The sequence below is a fragment of the Filifactor villosus genome (genome assembly GCF_042652965.1).
GTDB lineage: Bacteria > Bacillota > Clostridia > Peptostreptococcales > Filifactoraceae > Filifactor > Filifactor villosus.
Genome location: NZ_JBHSHL010000005.1, coordinates 23,556 through 42,888, shown reverse-complemented (window position 1 = coordinate 42,888; position 19,333 = coordinate 23,556). Strand labels below are relative to the sequence as shown.

Below are 19,333 nucleotides of genomic sequence, written 5' to 3'. Positions count from 1 at the left end.
TTAAGCTGTCAAGTAACTTATTGAAAAATTAAATTTATTTTTGAGGATCTATTTCGTATGGTCCGTAGATGCCTCAATCATATCATAATAAGCCCAGTGAGCAGGTTTCAAATCTTTGAAACGTTTTGCATTCGCCGAATTTGCATCGATGTCCGCCTTGTTCGGTGTACGCTCAAGCGCTTTATTGATAACAGTTACAACTTCCGCTCTGGTAATAGGTTGATCCGGTTTGAAGGTTCCGTCCGGATATCCGCCCATCAAAGCATTGGCTACAGCAGCATCAATATATTTCTTCGCCCAATGGTTTTCTTTAACATCCGCAAACTTGTTGTTTGTGGTCTTAAGTTCAAAGAACTTGGATACGATAACGGCAAATTCCGCTCTTGTGATCTTATTATTCGGTTTAAAGCTTCCGTCCGGATATCCCGAAAGAACACTGAAATCTTGAAGGAATCCGATATAGTCACTATACCACTTGCCACCTGCTACATCCTTGAATTGAGAAGGATAGGCTTTTCCATCTATCATTTGCTCCAACATGATTCTTGCAAAGATCGCAGATACTTCCGCTCTTGTAATCTGAGAAGACGGTCTTACCGTTCCGTCCGGATATCCGGCAATATAAGCCCCTTTGAAGTTCTTGTTCAATTGAAGAACAGGAGTTTTAGGACGTTCAGGTTGAGGCTGTGGTGTCGGTTGAGGCTGCGGTATCGGTTGTGGTTGCGGTGTCGGTGCAGGACCGCCTCCGCCGCCGGGTCCACCTCCGCCACTCGGAGTCGAACCGTATTGAGCAACAAAGGTCATAGGTCCTGTTACTACAGTTCCTGCGGGATTTGCAGGCACCCAGCCGGTGAACTGATATCCACTATGAGGTAGTACAACAGGTACATCGGTAGCCAAGATAGATTGACCTTCAACGACGGTTAACGAATAGGATGCTCCGTGACCTTGTAAGCTTCCATGAGCTCCTGCCGAGAAAGTTACTCTATGAGTATTTTGGATCGGATTTCCGTTTGCATCTACTACAATGAGTACTCCCCTGTTGATTCCATCCACAGGAATTCCGTTGACCGTAACAATACAAGCATATTGATTGTTATGCATCTCTGCCGTTACAGAGGGAATCGTAAAGGTATCCGTGGTTACACCCGGTGTTACCCATCCGTTAGAAGTACGAACTCTCCACTGATAGTTAATGACCGCTCCGGAAGGTACTCCGGTCAATTGCAGTGTAAATGTTGCACTTTCTCCAACTTGTTTACGATGTTCCGCCGGAATGATTCTTCCCTCTATCGTCTGCGGAACATTTTGTCCGATTACGTCAACAACAACCGTTTCGGTTATTTTCTGTTCAAAAGCATCCATTACTTTAAGACGATACATTTTTTGATCCATCGACATATCTACATTCGGGATCGTCAATCTCGGTGCGTTTTGTCCTGCTATTGGAGTCCAGGTTGTTCCATCCATACTTTCTTCCCACTGAAGAATAGGATTGACTCCACCCAATACTTCTGCAAGGATGTTCAAAGTATCTCCTTCATTGACACTTCGGTTCAAAGGTCCAAGGATCCTTACACTCAAAGGCTGTCCCTGACGGATGATATAGTTTGCAACCGCTTCTGTCATATCCAATGTATCTTTCGCCTTAAAGCTTACATTACCAGCACGAAGCGGGCTGAATTTGAGACGAGCATATCCGTTCGGATTTGCTTGAAGATCCGATATGGTGATCGAGGACGAAGTTGTCATATCTCCGAATCTCTGATGTGCTACCATTCCCGGAGGAATAACGCCCAAGATATAATCGGATACCAGTTGAAGATCGCTCGGATCACTCTCATCTATAACAAACAGCGTTTCCGGTGTCATCTGTTGTTCAAAGATATTGATATCTGAAATTACAGGGGTTACGTTACCATTCGGTTCCAGTCGATAGAACTTGTAAGCAGGAATCGGTCTGTTTACAGGGTCATTATTCTTCTGAATATAGAAGATTCCTTCCCATCCGTCTACAGTTTTTACCTTATACTCTGCATACCAATCCTTGGTATCGTCTTTTCCGGTAACCGGTCTTATCGATAAGTTGGCCGGAGTTGCCGAGTTGATAGCAACAAAGGACTGTGCTTCATTGTCTAAGGTTTCTGTCAGGTCAGTGTTGTATCCGCTGATAAACTCTACACTTTGAATATCTACCATATCGAAGGTTCCGTCTGTAAAGAATCTTCTTACACGAAGCGTGACATTGTCTCCATTGTTTACAAGATACGGATTTGCATTAGAGCTTACCGGCAACAATTGGTGTCCCATATTTGGATCAAGTGCTCTAGGATGAACGTGAACTAAGAACTCTCCAACTTTAGTTCCGTTCAACATAACATCTACATAGACATCCGTTGGATCGGCTTCGCTATTTGGAACTTGAACTCCTGCCCATCCCATATCCATGGTAAGTTTTCTGCTTGCCAGGATATTTGCATCCAATACTCCGGCTGTTCTGGGAACAAAGGACAAGTTATCGCTGTCATCACCTGCATCCACTTCGATCGGAAGAGACTGTCCGTAGTAGAGGTCATACTCGCCTTTAATAAAGGGCTCTACCTTAAATTCTACTACCCTCGTCTGTCCGATCGCAGGAACAGGTTGCCCCTTTTCATTGGTGGCAGACAAATAGAACTTATAGGTTCCTACCTTGGAAGGTGCGAATTTCACAATCGCAGGCTGTCCGCTCATAGCCTCACTCTTGGTTATGGTTACGTCATCCATAGGCTCCGGGTTAGCAGCATCACCTGTGATAACAAGTTTCGTAGGTTCCGTTCCCAGAATCTCGCCTCTTGTGAGATTTCTCTCAACCCCTCTAGCCATAATATAGGTGACTCCAAAGGGCATACTGTCTCCTCTTTGGATCACGGTCGGATTTCTAAGAGGAGTGGGGTTGATATCGTGGATCCAATCCTGAAGTTCCTGAATAATGTCGATACGCTCTATAGTAATAGCTTGCACTGCTGGCAGGAACTTTCCTGTCGGTTTAAGCAATGTCGGAGCGGGAGCGGCAGGATCATTCGGATCTTTGTCGAAGTCAGTTGCTACAAAGTCAAACCCTGCATTGGTCTGTCCATCAGTAAGGTCTGCTTTTTGTACAAAGAGCTTGATAAAGAATCTTCCATCCGCTTCCGTATCCGCTTGAGAAACCACAACATTTTTAAAGTCTTGCTCCATCCATCTGCTTGCAAGAGTTTGAAGATCAAAGTCTGCTTCCTTCATATAGGAGAGTCCGCTTTCGGGATCTCCGAGCAAATCTTCCAAAGTTTTGCCCTTGCTTGTCGCATATCTCTTGAGTTCCTCAAGATTTCGAGGCATTGTTGTTCCTGTAGGCAATGAAGCTTCGAAGGTCGCATCGGCAGCAACCGGGTATACCTTGAAGATCTTCTGGTTTTCGCTTACGGAAAGAGCATTGATATGAACTTTTTCTTTGTCATTTTCACTTTGCAGCGATATTCCTTCTACCTCAGGAATATAGTAGTATACTTTCTTGATAGGAGCTTGGGTGATGTTCACATCAATATGATACAAGTTTTTGCCCGGCAGATAATCCTCTCCTATGTTAAGAAGCGGACTTTCTGTTCCTTCATGATTTGCGAAGAAGACGATTCTAAATTCTCCTCTTCCCTCCGCCTTAATATCATATACTCCGGGAACCTGTCCTGCGGTAATCTTCAATTTAGCAGTTACAGGATCTACCAGTTCATATACGCCGTTTTTCTTCTGATATACTTTCGGTACGATTTTTTGTTGTTCGGCTTGAAGAGCCGCTTCTCTTCCTGCTTCCTGCCCTCCATATACATCTGCATGATTTACATAGGCTACCGGTGTCAAACCAGCTTTTTGACCGGAAACCAGGTACAACATATAGAGGTCTGAGAAGGTTCTGCCGGGTGCATTGTCTTCCGGCTTAGGTTGCGGTGGTTGATAGCTCGAAATTGGATACTTCATCGCCGTCGGATCTGCCGGATCAGGTTCATCCGAACCGAAGAAGTAAACTCCATTTGTAAACAACTCAGGTCTAATGATATCTCCTATTGGAGCAAGAGAGCCAAAATTCGAGTTTGTAAGCTTGATACGAATATGCTTGGTCTCCTCCAATGCCATCTTCAAGGTGGTTGTAGCCTCATCGAAGTCCTCATCTTTCTTTCCGCCATCGGTTTCCGCAAAAGCTCCGATTCTGTCATAGATTGGCTCCAGAATGTCAACCTGGGTGGTTTCTTTATGGGTTAAAGGAAGTTTTACCTCATGGTTTTTGTAGAGGTCCGGAGTAGGTCCTGCAGTGTTACCAAGTGTCCACTCAATCTCGGATGAAGTGCCCGTATTGTTCATCTGGTCAGGTTCTCCGGCAGTTGTGATTTTGAAATCGGACTGTCCCGTTGTAGCACTGATACTGATGCCCTTCGGTGTTCCTACAGGTGCAGTCGGATTAATCTCATACTTCCAATAGTCCTTTTCGAAGGCAAACTTTTTGACCAGGTCTTCATTCTGAGTTCCTGCTTGTAATTCATTCAATTTGACTTCATTTAAGTCGATGTTGGTAAACACAGGAACAAGGTAGAATTTTGTCTGTAGTGCTACCTGTCCGCTACCATCCCCTTGGAAGATCTGTGCACTGTTTCCTTCCTTCCATGTTCCCTTGATCTCTCCCGAAGTCAGGTCATCGTTTGCCGTAAGACGAAGGTTGTCATAAGCAAAGGTATCCACTCCCGTAATATGAGAAAGAGAAAGTGCTACTTTTGCAATTTCCTTCATGTCTAGACTTAACATTCCATAGTTTCCTACTTTAGCATCAGTCGGTTTTCCGGAAGGACCGTCTTTCTTTCCGCCTTTTGGAGTTCCAATAAGTTTCAAAGTAACCCCATTACTTCCCTCGACCCTCACATCATCGTCGTCCTTCGGATTACCCGTCGCTTCAACGATGTTTGGAATTTCGGGATTCAATGCGTTTGTGTTACCAACCTCTTCAATGCTTCCATTGTCGTAGATCGCCAATACCTTAAAGGTTTTATCGGTTCCAATGGGCACTTTAACCGTTGCCTTCTCATCAAAACCTGTATAGGTCATATCGCCGGTAGCACGCTTGACTTCGTCGATAACCGCTTGTTTATCTGCAGGATCTTCCATATTGTATTCTGAAAGCGGCTTTGCTGTTGTTAGCTGATGGTCGGTTCCAATAAGCACATAGTTTTGTACTACCTTGGGTTCCCACTTCACTTCAAACCAAAGTCCGTTGTTGTTAAAGTGGTGCATAGCCAAGGACACATTACCGATATCCCCTACAGTCGCATTCGCCTTGGGCTTCGCTTCTATGATCAATCCCGAAGATGCAGCTCTTACTCCTACAAAAGGAACTCCCGGATAAGGAGGCACCGCTTCAAACGGATAGGGATTTCCTGTGAACGCATTGTTCAGTATCTTTTCTTTTTGGTACCAAGTTTTCTTTACGGGAATGGGTACCATCTTTCTTACTTCTTTTGCTTGTCCGTTTTGTATAACGTTATAAGCTGCTACAGGATAGTAGAGTTTCTTTTTGCCTTCTTTAACCGCAAATTCAGTCTTTCCGTCCTGTTGCGTATGGCTTAAGGGCACTCTGTAGACCTTAGCCTTAGAAGTTACTGTTTCACCATAGTTTTGACCCGCTACCATAGTTACGTCTTCGTCTGCAAGAGCCTGGATCTCATTCTCGTCCACTCCTACATCTTCGATTTCATAAATATAGTAGGCTTCCGGGGCCTTTTGGCTTACTACCGGGAAGAGTTTAACTTTTAAATTTGAAAGAATGGGTCCAAATGCTTTCGGTTTTACTGTCAGCATATCATCATTTCCACCCTGAGCTTCAAACTGAGCAGATACAGAGAGATAAACCTTTCCGTCCGCATCCTTTTTAAGCTCATAAGCGACCTTCCCCCCTGCAGGTTGTTCTACTTCCAACCAACTGGGATCCAGCAAGTCTGCTTCCGGTTTTCCGGCCTCTTTTACCTTGATATAATATTTTCCTTCCAAAAGACCGGTCTCTCTTTGAGGCAATATGTTGCTGTCAAAAGAAGAAACATTGGTTCCTCCGAAGACAAATACATTCTGTGTCTTCTCGGGAGTTGTGTTATTGACTGTTACAGTTGCTACCGGAACGTCAGCACCAGATTGTTTATCTATCAATGTAATAGATTCCAATCTAACTGCCTGAGATGAAATGTTTCTGACCAAACTCACTCCATGTGCCGCCAAAGCAAAGGTCAAAGGCTTGCTTGTAAATTCTTGTGAGAATTTAAATGTAACTTGCGCCTTATCTCCTTGAAGTGTAGTAGCACCGACTTGGGTATAACCCATGCTTGGATCTGCAGTTACAGTCAACTCAGTCAAGTTGGCTGCATCAAACGGAACATCTTCTCCATTGGCACCTTTTTTAGACACCAACACCGTAACATCCGTATTCGGTTGAACTGTGTCTCCATCCGAAAGATTTTCGATTTCCAGTCTTTGCAATCCTTTTACCTCAACTGTTTTTCTGAAAATTTCCGGTTCGTTGGGAAGTCCTTTATACTTTACAATAAGATTGAGGGTATGCGTACCGGCTGCTAGAGCACCGATCGTTGCAGGTAACACCTTCGCATCTCCCAAGTTCGTTTCCGGATAAATTGTAGCTGCCGGAGCACCCGGGGTTGCAAAACCTACAGACAACTCCTCGATAAGTCCCTTGTCGATCAAGGTTCTCAAGGTAACTCCCGGCTTACCTGCCACCATCATATCGGAGTAGGCAGCTGCCACATCGATTTCCTGAGGATTGTATTTTAGCCTTTCGATCGTACCCGACCAACTGATCTTACGCTGATCTGCCGTCAGCAAGTTCCCATCCTTTCTTATGTTAGTAAAGGCAGGGACAGCATCTTCTTCCAACTTTGTAATAAAGTTGTCCGAAAGATTGAGCGCCGTAGCATTAGCAAATTCTTGTCTGATGTCTTGAAGATGTACTTCTCCGACAATATCTTTGCCTTGTAACGGAGCAAGAATACCGGTTTTGTTGGCCACTGTCGCCATGGCATCGTTAAGACTTTGATTTTGTCCCGGTGCAGCAAAGACAAGGTTATGAACCGGGAAGATGGTAATCAACATGGTAACTACCAACAACCAGCTAAACCATTTTTTCTGTTTGCTAAACAAATTTTTTCCTCCTTTATAATTTTAGTAGAGTTTACATAAGCGCTTTTCGCAAAACAGTTTGATTCTGAAGGTCTGTTGACTCGGATGTTATAACCGGATGACATACCCCTCTCAAAAAACTTCATTTTTCAAACTCATGCCCCTTTCTATTCCGATAAGCAGAGCTTTTGTACGCAAAAATATTCCTGAGCGAAATCACGCCCTCCGGCTTGCAAAAATGAAAACCCTGTCGATAATTTGGCTGAAATACCATGCGAAAAATAAGAAAGGTTCGGAACTGTCAAGTGATGTCATAGTTTAAAACCCGAACGATATTCCCTGTTTGATTGATTTTGCCTATAATTGCAGTTTCGGGATATCCTTCGTTTTGACTCTTTTGCTTCCCCTCCTTTCTTAACTCCATCACATCGAAAATAGAAAAGTTTTTTGTCTTTTTCCTGTCTGTATTTTTACACTTGAAGTGTAAAAATACCTAAACTCATGTAAAATCCCCCGTCTATATAGTATCACTATCCACGGTTCGTGTCTACAAATTCCAAAGGCTTTCCGCCTTTCGTAACAAAATTGTAAACTTTCATAAACCCGCCGAAGTGAACCATATCGTGATCATCTGCGATTTTGATCATCGCCGTTAAAAAATTAAGTATTGCTTTTGTTTGTTGAAAATTCTTCCTTTTCCCATAGGAACGGATACCGTTTTTTTCTCTCTATTTTAAATTTATTCCTTATTTTCCACTCATTTAAACAGATTCTATACAATTATTTTTTATGTGAAAAATGTGTTGTTTTTGTTTCAATCCCATGTCCTTTCAGTTTGCTCTTTTTGAGAGCGGTGTACGGCGATAATAGCGGTTTTCGATAAAAATTCCACCTAAAGAAATGATATGAATGCCGAAATTTTTTCCAACGGTCAATTATATTACCCCCCTTATCCATCGCTTAAACCTCACCTTGTAAAAAAATCCTTACATGTACATTTTTGTGATCTTCCTCTGTCGCTTTTTGTTTCTTCTTCCCTGTTTGCCTTTTTGAAAAACCTCTTCATCCCTATTCGTCGGTCTATTATTCGTCTTCTCTGCCGAATTCTTTTCATATTTTTTGACGCTTTTCAACGTTATCTTTATTTATTTTTTTGTCAATTTGCATTTACTCGTTTTTTGATTTTATTTTATTTACTGAAAATTGCTATTCCCTTATTTTTTTTCTTGTGGTATAATAACAGTGTTCTTTGAAGAAAGGAGCATATCTAAAATACATAGGAGGGACTATTATGAAGAAGATTTTTGCAACGATTGTGGCTACGACCATGCTCGCTGCCACTTTGTTGAGCGGTTGTGGAAACGGCGACGGCGGCGGTGCTGCAGCTCCCGGCGGCGGAGAAGGAAATACGAGTGCAGATACCATCAAAATCGGTTGGATCGGTGCCGTTACAGGCGATCAGGCCGTTTGGGGAACTGCTGAAAAACAAACTCTCGAGATGTTGATTGAGCAAACGAACGCGGATGGAGGTATCCTTGGAAAGCAAGTGGAATTGGTTGCTTATGACACCCGCGGGGATGTTACCGAGGCGGTGAATGCGACCAAGCGTTTGACTACTCAGGATAACGTTATCGGTATTATCGGACCCAATGCCAGCGACCAGGCGATTGCGATCGCAGGTACATTGGAGCAGGCGAAAGTTCCCGATATTGCAACGGTTGCTACGAACCCGAAGGTTACGGTAGACGACAGCGGAAAGGTAAAAGATTACAACTTCCGTGTATGTTTCATCGACCCCTACCAAGGGGCGGTCGCTGCAGGTTACGCTTATGAGAAGTTGGGCTTCAAGTCCGCTGCTATCTTGTACGACGTAGCTTCCGACTATTCTCAGGGATTTACTCAGTACTTTGAAGAGACATTCACCAAACTCGGCGGAACCATCGTGGCAAAAGAAGGTTTCAAGACCGGAGACGTGGACTTCAGACCTCAGTTGAGCAAGATCAAAGAAACAAATCCCGAAGTGATTCTTATGCCTTACTTCTACAAAGAGGTTGCTTTGACCGCAAACCAGGCAAGAGATCTTGGAATCACAGCTGTATTGATGGGTGGAGACGGATGGCCGTCCGAGCAGTTGATGGAAATGGCTCAAAATGCAGTTCAGGGAAGTATCATTGTAAACCACTTGGATTATGCTGATCCTGAAGCAGTTCCTTTGAAAGAAGCTTATGAAGCGAAATTCGGTACTCCTACCGAGCTTAACACCTATATGGCCAACGATGCTTTCCTCTTGTTGAAGGCTGCAATCGAAAAAGCCGGAGAACCTAATTCCGTTAAAGTTACACAGGCTCTTAACGAAGTTACCGTTAAAGGGGTCACAGGTAATATCAAGATTGATCCCGAAACCCACAACCCTGATGGAAAAGAAGCCGCTATCGTAAAAATCGAGGGCGACCAATATATATTCCAGGAGAAATACGGTATCAAGGTCGACTAGTATTTTGTTAATACTATTCTCCGTTTGAAATGTCAGGTGCACAAGTATATGCTGAACAGAAAAAAGTTTGAAAGTCCATATACTTTAAAGCATTTATCCTGTCAATTCAAACAGACAGTAGTATAAATGGATATGTTTAAGAAATTAAATAGGAGCCTTGCACAAGGCTCCTATTCCAATTTTATGAACAACAGTCGGAAGATCTGAAGGATCGTTTTTATAGTTTGAAGCACTTCCGTTTTGGGGACTGCTTGCCGAAGATTTTCCCGTGGATTTTGTCTCTTTGAGGCGGATCCTAAAATTTCACTTATTTCTCAATGAAATGGAGGACAACACTATGACCAAGTTTCTTCAACAATTGATCAACGGTCTTTCCATCGGAAGCGTTTATGCTTTGATGGCGGTTGGTTATTCGTTGGTTTATTCTATCTTAAACTTCTCCAACTTTGCTCACGGAGGGGTTATCATGTTGGGGGCATATTTCGGCTTCTTCGCATTGACACTGCTTCATCTTCCCTTTATCCCGTCGTTTATTCTGGCGGCAGTGGGTGCAGGTTTGGTTGCAGTTGCCTGCGAGAGAATCGCATATCGACCTTTGAGAAAGAGAAACGCTCCCTTCCTTTACTTTATTATCTCTGCAATGGGAGCTTCCATCTTTTTGGAAAATATCGTTGTTGCAACGATTGGACCGACATTTCGTACCTATCCTCCGATCTTCTCGACAGAGCCGATCATGTTGGGTAATGTCGCTCTCGGAAGATTGGATCTGTTGATGTTTGTTATCTCTGCGATAAGCCTATCCATCCTGGTCTACATAATCGAAAAAACAAAAGTCGGACTTGCTATTCGTGCTACCTCTTACAATGGTCGCGCGAGTACTTTGATGGGTGTCAATGTTGACCGCATCATCTTTACCATCTTTATGATAGGGGGAGTTTTGGCGGGTATCGCCGGTGTATTGTTCGGAATGAAGTACACGGTTTATCCTCAGATCGGGGTTATCACGTTGAAGTCTTTTATCGCTGCGGTATTTGGCGGTCTGGGATCCCTTCCCGGTGCCGTAATCGGTTCGGTCCTGCTCGGTTTGATCGAGACCTTTACCTCGGGTTATTTTTCATCTCAGTACAGAGATTTGTTTTCGTTCACATTATTGATCTTTATCCTCGTTGTAAAACCGTCCGGTTTGATGGGTAAAGTCACTGAAGATAAGGCATAGAAAGGGGGAATTGGATTATGTGGAGTGTAGAATATGTACTTGGTATCATGACCCTTGCCGGTATCTTTTTGATGACTGTTTTGGGACTATCTTTATTGACGGGCTTCACCGGTCTGTTCTCGTTCGGACACGCAGGTTTTATGGCGATCGGAGCCTATACTGCGGCAATGCTTACCAACAGCGGAGTCAACTTCTACGCGGCACTTCTGTGCGGAGGGATTGCGGCAGGTTTGACAAGTTTGATCATCGGTAGGTTGACCTTGAATCTGAAGGGAGACTACTTCTGTATCGCGACCCTCGGTTTCGGGGAAGCTATCCGTTTGCTTTTGGATAACGTCCAGTGGTTCGGTGGAGCGCGCGGTATGGCCTGCGGTTATTATACAAACTTCTGGAATGTTGTTATCGTCAATGTGATCGGAGTAATTGCTCTTGCCTTCCTGATCCATTCCAGACATGGAAGAAACTTCGTGGCAATCCGCGAAGAAGAGTTGGCATCTCAAGCAATCGGTATCAACACATTCAAGTACAAGATGATTTCTTTGGGAATCAGTGCGATCTACGCCGGTATTTCCGGAGGTCTTCTGGCTCACTATCTGACCTACATCCGTCCTCTTATGTTCCAGTTGCTGGTATCCCAAGAGCTTACTATCATCGTTATCTTCGGTGGACTCGGAAGTATCAGCGGCAGTGTCATCGGTGCAATCTTGCTGAAATCTCTTCCGGAGTTGCTCAGACAGTTTGCTCAATGGCGTTTGGTCATCTACGGTGCGGCCGTTATCTTTATTATGATCAGCCGTCCTCAAGGTCTGATGGGTGGAAAAGAGATCACTGATTTCTTCAAGAAGAAAAACAAATCCAAAGGGGAGGTTAAAGCACAATGAGTTCCGTACTTTCTCTTAAAAATGTAACAAAGCGCTTCGGCGGTTTGACGGCGGTGGATACCGTAAATTTTGAAATTCAACAGGGAGAGATCTACGGCTTGATCGGTCCCAACGGTGCCGGAAAAACAACGATCTTCAACCTGATCACAGGTGTATATGATATTACGGAGGGAGAAATCAAGTTTCATGACAAGGTCTTGAATGGGAAAAAACCTTTCCAAATCGCAGAACTCGGAGTTACCCGTACCTTCCAAAATATTCGTTTGTTTAAGAAGTTGACGACTTACGATAACGTTTTGACCGCCTGCCATCGTTCGGCAAACTACGGCTTCTTCGATACCTTGGTTCGAAATAAAAAGTTCCGTGCTCAGGAGAAGGAGCTTCGAGAAAAGACCCGTTCTTTGCTCGAACTTATGGGGCTGTGGGAGTACCGTGATATGGTCTCCTCCAACCTTCCCTACGGACTGCAACGTAAACTTGAAATCGCTCGTGCCTTGGCGTTGGATCCCGCCCTCCTCCTTTTGGATGAGCCGGCAGCAGGGATGAATCCGGAAGAAACCATAAGTTTGATGGAGCTTATTCGGGAGATAAGGGATCGCTTCAACCTGACCGTTCTCGTCATTGAACATCATATGGATTTGATTATGGGAGTCTGTGACAGGATCTATGTTTTGAACTTCGGTAAACCTCTTGCGGAGGGTACTCCCGAACAGATCCAGAACGATCCTCACGTTGTGGAAGCTTATCTTGGAAAGGTGGATGATGAACATGATGCTTAAAGTAGAAAATCTAAACGTTTATTACGGTGGTATTCATGCTCTCAGAGGTGTATCCATCGATGTTGAACAAGGTAAGATCGTTACCATCATCGGCTCCAATGGTGCGGGCAAATCTTCTCTTTTGAATTCGATTTCGGGCACGGTCAAGTACCAATCCGGAGATATTCGTTTCAAGGGTGAGCCTCTCTCAAAACAGTCTCACAAGGTCGTTCAAGCGGGAGTGGTTCAAGTTCCCGAAGGACGTCTGATCTTTGCAAACCTCACCGTTGACGAGAATTTGAGAATGGGTGCCTACCTCAGAAACGATAAGAAGATCGCCGATGATATGGACTATGTATACAAGCTGTTTCCTCGTTTGAAGGAACGTGAAAAACAGATTGCCGGAACGCTTTCCGGAGGAGAGCAACAGATGCTTGCTATGGGAAGAGGACTGATGTGCCGCCCCGAAATCATCCTTTTGGATGAGCCTTCCTTGGGACTGGCCCCTCTTCTTATCAATACGATTTTCGAAATCATTATCGAAATCAAAAAGATGGGTAAGACCATCCTCCTGGTTGAGCAAAATGCATTCAAGGCGCTTTCGATCGCTGACAAGGCTTATGTATTGGAGCAAGGTCAGATCACGAAAGAAGGTTTGGCAAGCGACTTGATCAAAGATCCTTCCATTCAGGAAGCGTATCTGGGGAAAAAATAAGATCTTTAAAAAAAGTGGACATTACGTCCACTTTTTTTGTTCCGGGGAAACGCAGAAAGACGCTATAGAGGAGAAATTGTTTGCAAATTCTTAAAAAATCCTCTATAATCGTTTTATAGGTCGATGTGTTGTCCAAGCTGTTTGGACAACTTCTCATTGCAGGAAAACCGACTTGATGAAGTTGATGAAACAGGATGGTTTGAAACAGTTTCATCTTCTTCCTTCCGTTTTCTGCCCTGCACGGTGTCCATTGTTATAAGGAGGTTTTAGCATTACACCCGTAAAGAAGAAGTTTTTAAGTTTTGTCATCCCTTCCATTGTCGCAATGTGGGTTTTTTCCATTTATACGATGGTGGACGGTTTTTTTGTATCCAAGTATGTAGGTGAGAGTTCTCTCTCCGCGGTCAATCTTGCTCTACCCTTTGTAAACACTTTGTTTGCAATTTCAATCTTATTTGCCACCGGAACCTCGACCCTGGTCGGGATCGCCCTGGGAGAAAAGAATTACGAACGGGCGGAGGAATTGTTCAATCTTACCGTTGCCGCAGAGCTGATCTCATCCGTTCTTCTCTCCATCTTTTGCAGTCTTTTTTTGGAAGAGATCGTCTACTTTTTGGGTGCAACCACTTATTTGTTTAAGGATGTTTACACTTACCTGCATATCATCGTTTGGTTTTCTCCGTTTTTTATCTTATCCTACCACTTTGAAGTCCTTATCAAGGTGGACGGTTTTCCGAAGCTTGCAACCTTGGGAGTCGTATCGAGCGCTGTTACCAACATCGTTTTGGACTATCTTTTTGTCGGTGTTTTCGATTTTGGGATCGCGGGTGCCGCCTGGGCAACAGGGATTGCGCAGATGTTTTCTACTCTGTTGTTTCTGTATCACTTTATCTTTGGAAATTCCAAACTGAATTTTAAGCGAACAAGATGGTCTTTTTCAACATTCCCCAAAATTTTTTCCATCGGATTCGGAAGTTTTATTTCGGAATTTTCGACGGGATTTACCATCTTTTTGTACAATCATTATATTTTGAAGATTTTGAGCCAAAAAGCACTTATCTCTTACACGGTGGTATCCTATATCAACTTGTTTGTCTTTATGACAATGGTGGGGTTGACTCAAGGAATGCAGCCTCTGGTCAGTTATTACTACGGCAAAAAAGAACAGGCGATTTATCGCAAGTTTCTTCTGTTTTCGGTTGTAGGTGTCGCGTTCCTATCCCTGCTCTTCTACGGAGGTTCCATCTTTATTTCGGACCCTGTTATTTCTTTGTTTATTTCCGCCAACGAGGTTTCTTTATTTCGAGATACCAAGGAAGCTCTATTTTGGTTTGCACCGTCGTTCCTGTTTATCGGGTTTAATACCGTAATCAGCGGATACTTCGCTTCCGTAGGAAGAGCAAAGGAGGCCTTTGTGATTTCGGTGGCCCGAGGTTTCGGCTTTATTTGGTTTGCATTGTTTATAACTTCTCTGACCAAAAATCCAAAACTTCTATGGCTGTCCGCCTTCTTCTCTGAAGTAACCACCTTGCTCCTCGCCCTTGCAATCCTTTTGCCTTTATTAAAAAGACACCCCACCCCTTACCGGGAAGAAGCAGCCTCCCGAAAGATTTGACAGGATGACTAATACCGTTATATCCTGTTGGAGTTTTGAATCATATCATTATCCAAGTTGTTTTTTGCAAATGATGTACTCTGTATATCCACAGCTCATACTATTTTTCGATAGAACGCTTGTAATCCCCTCTCCGCAACTACAAAAATCAGTTCCGGATACCGTGAAACACAGATATTTGATTCCCATAACTTATACGATTCTATCTTTTATACTACTATTCTTTTGATACTACTATTCTTTTGAATAGTGGATATAAACAATCTGTGACCCATAGGAGACAACATAGTTTTTCGTCATCGAAAAATAGATATATCCACACTTCTATTGAAAAATAGTATCAAACGGAGAATAGTATAACACAAGTGTTTATGTCTTGTTCAAATGTGTAATATTTTTGGAGCCACACGTCTAATACTATTATTCCTTTGAATAATGGATATCAACGATTTACACTCCATAGAAGAGAAAACGAATTTTCGTGGTTGCAAAACAGATATAACCATACTTCTATCGAAGAATAGTATGAATACTGGATATAAACAATCTGTGGCCCATAGAAGACAACATGGTTTTTTGTCATCGATAAATAGATATATCGACACTTCTATCGTAGAAGAGTATTAAATATGAGGTATACAGAATATATATTTACCGGAAATGTTTTGAGTAGTCCCAGAATGCAAACTTCACGACCGGACAATTTGAATAACGGGTATCAACGATTTGTACCCCATAGTAGAGAAAACGAATTTCCGTGGGTTGCAAGACAGACATAACCGCACTTCTATCGTAGAATAGTATTAAAGGGATAACAGTTTCATCGGCCAATGAAACAGGCAATATGTAGAAAATCAGTGCTTTTACCTGTCCTATACGTATAACAAGAAAAAGAACATCGGCTCCGATGTTCTTTTTCTATAATCTATAAGCTATCTGACTCGTCTTACTTTTTTTGCCGCCTTATACACCGCCACGGTCACAAAAACGGAAAGGATCGCTTCGGGGATCCCGTTCTGGATCGCGATTCCCGTAAACAGTAGCTTCACTCCCTGTACCGACAAGGTCAGCTTTTCAGCCAACTTATCATGATAGATAAGATAGGCGCTTCCAAGCACCATTACGGTATGAGCCAAGGTTGCCAGAAAGGCTGCCAGGACAACTGCCGTATTCTCCTTCTTAAGCTTGGTCCTTACAAGGTAGTAGACCTGATAACTGATGTAGCCCAATAACACTCTCGGTACGATCGCAACGATCGGATTCCAAAAGATAAAAGATGTCGGTAGCGGTATTATAAATGCCCGGACCATCGATATGATGCCGAACAACAAACCCGTCATCATTCCTATCATAGGACCTTCAAGAACCGCTCCGATAATGACGGGAATATGCATCGTCGTTACCGAAATCGCTCCGATGGTAATAAAACCGATGGGTGTAAAACCCAGTACCGCTGAAATTGCCCCAAGCATACCGACCAAGGTAAGCTGACCTGTGGACATTCCTCTTCGCTGAATTCTCTGTTGTATCATGTTATTCTCCTTTGTTCCGGTTCTCACAATGAGATACCGTTCTTCCTATTTTGTTTTACCGGTTATCATTATACTCCTCTTTGATACAAAATTCCACTTTTTTTAAAAAGTTTTACTTTTTTGTTACTTATTTACTCTTTAAAAGATGTGACTTCCGCTCTGCCCATAATGATATTATCTCCGATAGAAATGTGGAGCTGTAAAATCTGTAACTACAAGAATTTGTTCCATCTTCTATAGAGTCCAAACCTACGATTTCAACAATGCAGTCAATTCCGGTTTTATACTATTCTCCAATAAAAGTCTGGTTATCTCTGTTTTATGACCACGAAAAATTGTTGTGTCTTCTACGGGGCACAGATTGTGGATATCCACAACTCAAGGGAATAACAGTATAAAACACTGTCCTCCCATCGAAGAGCGGATAATATCTTTCTCTATAAATATAAAAAGTCATTTCGAAAACCATAGGATACGCATCATTGATGTCGACCGGTTCAAAAATCGGCAAGGGCTTAATGTTATATGATACTATTCTCCGTTTAAAATATCAGGTAAACAGAATAGATGTTTTTCGGAAACGTTTTGAGTCCTCGTAGAATTCAAACTTCACGACCGGACAATGTTAAGGAAACACCGCACAAAGGCAAACTTCCGACTTTTCTTCGATTTTATAAAACACAAAAGTCTGTCATATCAATCTTTTTAAGAATTTCATCTTTTGTACAAAATCGATCTTGTGCCGATTTTTCGAATTTTGCGGTATCGCCTTAATAGATAATAGTATGAGAGGTGCAATTATTAAAACAAGAGGTGCGACAAACTTCCATATTTTGCAGCTTCAAAGAAAAAACAGTTTCTCGTTTTTGTGTGCTGTTTTCACAGACAAAGCCTTATTTATCCCCGTACTTTTTTCTGTCTTAACGAGGAGCAGCTCTCTATGTCTGCGACCTTCTCTGCAGATAAGATTGCGGACAAAACAGCCTCCTTCATAGCCTCCTGTGCAAGATAAGAGACCTTGTCGGCATCCGCCGGGACTTCTCCGGACGCCATACAAAAGATGGTATCTCCATCCATGCCCGTGTGAACGGGACGAATGGAGAGGGCGTAGCCGTTATGTGCCGTTTGGGCAACCCTATTGCACTGTGCCTTTGCAAGGCAAGCATTGGTGATGATACAGCCAATCGTGGTATTGGCTCCCTGCAGAGAAGCCCTCTCCTGCCCCATCATCAGCTCCCTCGCCGGAAGGATTTTTGTCCCTTCCTTATTCAAGACTCCCGCCAAGATTTCCTCGCCTTCATAGACTTCGCCACAAGCATTGACACAGACGTAAGCTCCAACCCTAAGGCCCTCTTCCGTCTCCAACTCATAGTAGCCCGTACCGCCCTTCATCACTGAGCCGAAACCCCTCAGTTTTCCGACAGTGGCTCCGCAGCCTCCTCCCACGTTTCCAATCTCGATCTCGGTATTTGCACTCTTCGCCGCACGATATCCCATCTCCTTGTCGGGACGTACCTTGGGATCCCCCACCGCCAAATCAAAGAGAACTGCACCCGCTACGATGGGTACCTTTGCCACCTGTACATCGAAACCGATCCCTTCTTCTTCCAAATAATCCATGACTCCACAAGCACTTTCCAAACCGAAGGCCGAACCCCCGGAAAGTACGACGGCGTGAATCTTATCTACCGTCTTTTCACTCTTGAGCAAGTCCGTCTCCCTTGTGCCGGGAGCGTTGCCTCTGACATCACAACCCGCCGTTGCTCCCTCCGGTGCAAGGATGACGCTCACCCCTGTCAGAGCGTTTTCATCTTGAGCCGTTCCAACCAAAAAACCTGCAATCCCTATCTTTTTTTTCATACCCGACCTCCAATTTTCGTCCTTAAATTTTCCCCTTATTTTTCGTTTTATGCTCCATCTTAAGGGTTTTATACTTAAATCCTTCTTTCCTCTTACAAGGGCAAAATTCTTGTCTCTCATGCCCATCTTCTTCCAACAGAGCCTTATCCCCTTTTTATATTATAGCATCATCTTTTTGTAATTCCGCGTTTTTTATGCTATGATTTTCATAAGTTCAAATATCTTAATTGCAATCAAAAATGGAAGCTGATGAAACATCCTATACTACTACCCGTTATATTATCCGGAGTTTTGACGCTTTGATATTCACGCTGATTTCAACTACGATGTAAACTCGTCTGTGTTATGACAGAGAGATGAAATAATGATAGGCATCAATATGTGACTGCACCGGGGTGATACCGTATAATTCAAAAAAACAACACAAAATCGGTGTTATACGAAGGATGAAATTACTACAAATCTTACTATGACAAGCTCTCGAGCTTTATACATTCAAAAAAACCTAACGTTTTCCTTTGTATACCGTACCTTAGGTTTTAGTATAAGAGGGGAAGCGTATAACACCAACTTCTCTTTTTTAGACAGTTTCCCAACAGGAGGACCCCTATGAAAATTACGATTGTCTCAAAACTCAAAAAGCCCCCTTCTTTTTGCAAGGATGCCATCGCCGAATACCAAAAGAGGATCTCGCGCTATGCAAACCTCTCGTTTACTACAGATCTTTCCCCCTCTTTGAGAAATAAGAAAGACTGTTTGATCCTTCAGCTGTGCACAGGCAAAAAGACTCCTTCCTCGGAAGAGTTCTCCGAAGAGATGGAAAAGTACAACAGAGAGGGAATCAGCCATCTGGTTTTTCTGACAGACAAAGTCCACGAAGATTTTGCTTGTGAGCTGAACCTCTCTTCGTTTGACATTTCTCCCGAACTTCGTACTATACTTCTCTTGGAACAGATCTACCGCGCTTTTCGGATCCAAAACAATGAGCCTTATCACAAGTAGTGAATAAGGCTCATTGTTTCACGTGAAACATTATTGTTCCATACAAGCGGATATCTCAAACAACTCCGCATTTTTTCG

The 19,333-nt window shown here is 43.2% G+C and carries 10 protein-coding genes; 7 read left to right on the top strand and 3 right to left on the bottom strand.

Annotation, left to right across the window (positions count from 1 at the left end; all coding sequences use genetic code 11):
* Positions 1–48: 48 nt before the first annotated feature.
* Complete coding sequence (locus ACFO4R_RS01740; RefSeq protein ID WP_379787256.1) at positions 49–7,203, bottom strand: S-layer homology domain-containing protein; 7,155 nt, start codon at positions 7,201–7,203, stop codon at positions 49–51.
* 1,270 nt (positions 7,204–8,473) lie between these two features.
* Between ACFO4R_RS01740 and ACFO4R_RS01735 the strand changes: the two genes are divergently transcribed.
* The 6 genes from ACFO4R_RS01735 (at position 8,474) to ACFO4R_RS01710 (ending at position 14,861) form a co-directional block, all read left to right on the top strand.
* Positions 8,474–9,676: an ABC transporter substrate-binding protein gene (locus tag ACFO4R_RS01735; protein ID WP_379787255.1), complete on the top strand. Its 1,203-nt coding sequence runs from the start codon at positions 8,474–8,476 to the stop codon at positions 9,674–9,676.
* A gap of 337 nt (positions 9,677–10,013) precedes the next feature.
* Entirely contained in the window at positions 10,014–10,892 is an 879-nt protein-coding gene (locus ACFO4R_RS01730) for a branched-chain amino acid ABC transporter permease (RefSeq protein WP_379787253.1), read from the top strand.
* Between the two features lie 17 nt (positions 10,893–10,909).
* The gene (locus ACFO4R_RS01725; protein WP_379787251.1) at positions 10,910–11,773 is read left to right on the top strand and encodes a branched-chain amino acid ABC transporter permease; all 864 of its coding nucleotides are present in this window, start codon (positions 10,910–10,912) and stop codon (positions 11,771–11,773) included.
* A complete protein-coding gene (locus ACFO4R_RS01720) occupies positions 11,770–12,552 on the top strand; it encodes an ABC transporter ATP-binding protein (RefSeq protein WP_379787250.1) in 783 nt (260 codons plus the stop codon). Before ACFO4R_RS01725 ends, ACFO4R_RS01720 begins: the two co-directional genes overlap by 4 nt.
* Positions 12,542–13,246, top strand: a complete 705-nt coding sequence (locus ACFO4R_RS01715) for an ABC transporter ATP-binding protein (RefSeq protein ID WP_465254254.1) — start codon at positions 12,542–12,544, stop codon at positions 13,244–13,246. The genes ACFO4R_RS01720 and ACFO4R_RS01715 overlap by 11 nt, the downstream gene beginning before the upstream one ends.
* Positions 13,247–13,517: 271 nt before the next feature.
* Positions 13,518–14,861 (top strand): MATE family efflux transporter, encoded by a 1,344-nt coding sequence (locus tag ACFO4R_RS01710; RefSeq protein WP_379787306.1) that lies wholly within the window; start codon positions 13,518–13,520, stop codon positions 14,859–14,861.
* Positions 14,862–15,793: 932 nt separating this feature from the next.
* Here the strand turns inward: ACFO4R_RS01710 and ACFO4R_RS01705 are convergent.
* Together ACFO4R_RS01705 and ACFO4R_RS01700 are read right to left on the bottom strand one after the other, a co-directional pair.
* Entirely contained in the window at positions 15,794–16,393 is a 600-nt protein-coding gene (locus ACFO4R_RS01705) for an ECF transporter S component (protein WP_379787249.1), read from the bottom strand.
* Between the two features lie 897 nt (positions 16,394–17,290).
* A complete protein-coding gene (locus tag ACFO4R_RS01700; RefSeq protein WP_379787248.1) occupies positions 17,291–18,253 on the bottom strand; it encodes a P1 family peptidase in 963 nt (320 codons plus the stop codon).
* A 609-nt stretch (positions 18,254–18,862) separates the two neighbouring features.
* On the opposite strand from ACFO4R_RS01700, the gene ACFO4R_RS01695 reads away from it, so the two are divergent.
* Positions 18,863–19,255, top strand: a complete 393-nt coding sequence (locus tag ACFO4R_RS01695; RefSeq protein WP_379787247.1) for a 23S rRNA (pseudouridine(1915)-N(3))-methyltransferase RlmH — start codon at positions 18,863–18,865, stop codon at positions 19,253–19,255.
* The last annotated feature ends 78 nt before the right edge of the window (positions 19,256–19,333 follow it).

Coding starts and splice junctions, on each gene's coding strand:
- ACFO4R_RS01735 (WP_379787255.1), top strand. CDS start 8,474: ATGAAGAAGATTTTTGCAACGATTGTGGCTACGACCATGCTCGCTGCC.
- ACFO4R_RS01730 (WP_379787253.1), top strand. CDS start 10,014: ATGACCAAGTTTCTTCAACAATTGATCAACGGTCTTTCCATCGGAAGC.
- ACFO4R_RS01725 (WP_379787251.1), top strand. CDS start 10,910: ATGTGGAGTGTAGAATATGTACTTGGTATCATGACCCTTGCCGGTATC.
- ACFO4R_RS01720 (WP_379787250.1), top strand. CDS start 11,770: ATGAGTTCCGTACTTTCTCTTAAAAATGTAACAAAGCGCTTCGGCGGT.
- ACFO4R_RS01715 (WP_465254254.1), top strand. CDS start 12,542: ATGATGCTTAAAGTAGAAAATCTAAACGTTTATTACGGTGGTATTCAT.
- ACFO4R_RS01705 (WP_379787249.1), bottom strand. CDS start 16,393: ATGATACAACAGAGAATTCAGCGAAGAGGAATGTCCACAGGTCAGCTT.
- ACFO4R_RS01700 (WP_379787248.1), bottom strand. CDS start 18,253: ATGAAAAAAAAGATAGGGATTGCAGGTTTTTTGGTTGGAACGGCTCAA.
- ACFO4R_RS01695 (WP_379787247.1), top strand. CDS start 18,863: ATGAAAATTACGATTGTCTCAAAACTCAAAAAGCCCCCTTCTTTTTGC.